Here is a 2,999-nt window from a genome sequence, read left to right on the forward strand (position 1 = left end):
CCTTGGCGCGCTCCAAGGCTGAAGCCTTGGACTCCAGGCGCTTGGGCTGTGGCGCTTAACTTAATGGCAGTGCGGCGGAGCCTGCAAACGAGAAGCGGCTATACTCTGGCGCGCCTGTAACCACTAAGGATACCGATACCGATGACTGCCCCACGCTCGTCCTATCTCCCCATCGCCGGCCACGAGGTCCATCTGACCGCCTGGGGCGATCCCGCCGCCCCCGCCCTGGTGCTGTGGCACGGGGTGGCCCGCACCGGTCGGGACTTCGATACCCTGGCACGCCGCTTCGCCGATCGCTTCCATGTGCTGTGCCCCGACACCATCGGCCGGGGCCTGTCGAGCTGGTCGGCGGCGCCGGCCGAGGACTACAGCATCCCGGCCTATTGCGGCCATGCCCTGGAACTGCTGGACCGGCTGGGCATCGCCGCGTGCCGCTGGGTCGGTACCTCCATGGGCGGGCTGATCGGCATGGCCCTGGCCGGCACCCCGCAGACCGCGCCGCGCATCGAGCGGCTGGTGCTCAATGACATTGCCCCGCGGCTCAATCAGGTGGCCATCGACCGCATCCTGGCCTATGTCACGCTGGTCCCCGAATTTGCCGGCATGATGGAATTCGAGACCTTCTTGCGCGCCGTCTATGCCCCCTTCGGCCGCCTGAGCGACGACGAATGGCGCCTGCTGGCCGAGACCTCCATGCGCCGGCGCGACAACGGGCGTATCTCCTCGCACTATGACCCGGCGGTGATGCGGGTGTTCGCCGAGCAGGCCGCGGACTTCGACATGTGGGCCATCTTCGATGCCATCACCTGCCCGGTCCTGGCCCTGCGCGGCGAGGTCTCGGACCTGGTCGAGCCGCACGTCGCCGAGGAGATGACCGGACGCGGCCCCAAGGCGCGCCTGGTCACCATCCCCGGCTGCGGCCACGCCCCGGCGCTCAATACGCCCGAGCAGTTCGCGGTGCTGGAGGGGTTCCTGGGGTAGCAGGGCGCGTCCGGCGGCAATCAGGTCGGCGGCGCGCAACGCCGCCTTCAAGATGGTCGGCGTGACGCCTTCCTTGCTGCCGACGAAACCCGGCCGGCCGGTCTTGACGAAGCGCAAAGATGGTCGAATACTGATGCGCCCCCCGCTCGGATCAAGGACCCTTCGGGGCCTTCCGAGCCCGTGAGACTGGTTCACACCGTTGCCAATCCGAGGGACCTGCCATGACCCGAACCTTTCCCCTGCAACTCGCTGTCATCATGTTTGTGCTAGCGAGCGCCCCGGCCCTTGCCGCCGGCCAGAGGCCCAACATCGTCATGCTCATGACCGACGATACCGGTTGGTCGGACTTCGGCGCCTACTCGGGCGGGGGCGCCGCCCTGGGTCACCCGACCCCGAGCGTCGATCGGATTGCCAAGGAGGGTGCGGTCTTTACGAATTGGTACGGGCAGGCGAGTTGCACCGCCGGCCGCGCCTCCTTTATGACCGGGCGTATCCCCATCCGCTCGGCCCTCTCCATCGTGGTCGCCCCGGGGGACCGGAACTATCTGCGCAAGGAGACCCCGACGATCGCCGAGTTCTTCCGGAAGAACGGCTACTCGACCTATTTCTCCGGCAAGTGGCATATGGGCGACATTCCGGAGTCCTATCCCATCGAGCACGGCTTCGACGAGATGAAGCACTTCGCCGCCTACTATGCCGGCGTCTACGCCTACAACGATACCTCGAGCTGGTTCCACCCCTGGTTTCCCTCGTTCAATCCGGACTTTGCGAAGGCCTATGACGGGAGCGTGAATCTGGGTGAGTGGGAAGGGGTCGCGGGGCAGCCCGCCACCAAGGTGGGCACGCTCGACTACGCGGCGCTCGCGACCTTCGATATCCGCCAGACCGATTCGGCCGTGGCCTACATCGAGAAGCACGCCAAGGACGGCAAGCCCTTCTTCATGAACGTTAACTTCATCAAGATGCACAACCCGACCAACCCCGCGCCGGCCTTCCGGGGCCGCTCGCACCTGGGCAACTACTCCGATTCGCTCATGGAGCTCGACGCCGACATCGGGCGGATCATGGATGCCATCCGCACCCACGCGCCCGACACCATCGTCATCGTCACCGCCGACAACGGCGCCTGGCAGGATGCCTATCCGGATGCCGGGACCACGCCGTTCCGCGGGTCCAAGGGGACGGCCTTCGAGGGCGGTTGGCGCGTGCCGGGCCTCCTGTGGTGGCCGGGGCACGTCCAGGCCGGCGTCCAATATGGCGGGATGATGTCGCACATCGACGCCTGGGCGACCCTCGCGGGTATGGTCGGACTCACCCCCCCGCCCCACGACTGGGTCGGCAACGACGGCAAGGGGATCTACTTCGACAGCATCGACAACAGCGCCTATGTGTTGGGCAAGGCGCCCCACTCGGCGCGCACCTCCTGGGTCTATATCGATGGGGAGACCTTCCAGGGCGTGCGGGCCGACATTGGCGGGGACCCCAAGGAACCCTGGGTGAACATCGCCTGGAAGTATCTCTTCACGGCCAAGGACTCCTGGCTCGGGGTGGAGGCGAACCTGGGCGCCATCGGCGCCCTCTATAACCTCACGATGGACCCCTACGAAAAGTACGACATGATCTTCAACGGCGCTGCCGCGACGCGCGTGATGACCTCCTCGCCGGGGCGTTACGCGGGGCAGGACAACGGCTGGGTCGGGGCGCTCGTGTTTCCGGTGATCATGGACTTCAATCAGTCGATCATGAAGTACCCGAGCATCAAACGGTTCCCGGGCGGCGCCTCGAACGACATCGTTCCCGACCTGCAGCATCCGCAGAACCCGGCGCCGCTGCTGAAGGACCTGCAGGGCAAGGTGCCGACGGGCCTCGGCGGCGGTTATACTTGCTATAGGGATAAGTTGCGGTATTATGGAAAGCATTGCCCCTGCCGTCCGAGCAAGCTAGACGGGTAGCCCCGTCCTAATATTTGAAATATTATGGAGCCATGACATGTACAATTGCGAGTTCCCTGCGCGAGA

The 2,999-nt window shown here is 65.6% G+C and carries 2 protein-coding genes; both read left to right on the forward strand.

Going from position 1 to position 2,999, the window contains the following annotated elements:
* The first annotated feature begins 141 nt into the window (after positions 1-141).
* Entirely contained in the window at positions 142-981 is an 840-nt protein-coding gene (locus QZY48_RS15865) for an alpha/beta hydrolase (RefSeq protein ID WP_295432565.1), read from the forward strand.
* A 221-nt stretch (positions 982-1,202) separates the two neighbouring features.
* Positions 1,203-2,933 (forward strand): arylsulfatase, encoded by a 1,731-nt coding sequence (locus QZY48_RS15870; RefSeq protein ID WP_295432567.1) that lies wholly within the window; start codon positions 1,203-1,205, stop codon positions 2,931-2,933.
* Positions 2,934-2,999: the final 66 nt, after the last annotated feature.

The organism is uncultured Thiodictyon sp., assembly GCF_903828115.1.
Classification (GTDB): domain Bacteria; phylum Pseudomonadota; class Gammaproteobacteria; order Chromatiales; family Chromatiaceae; genus Thiodictyon.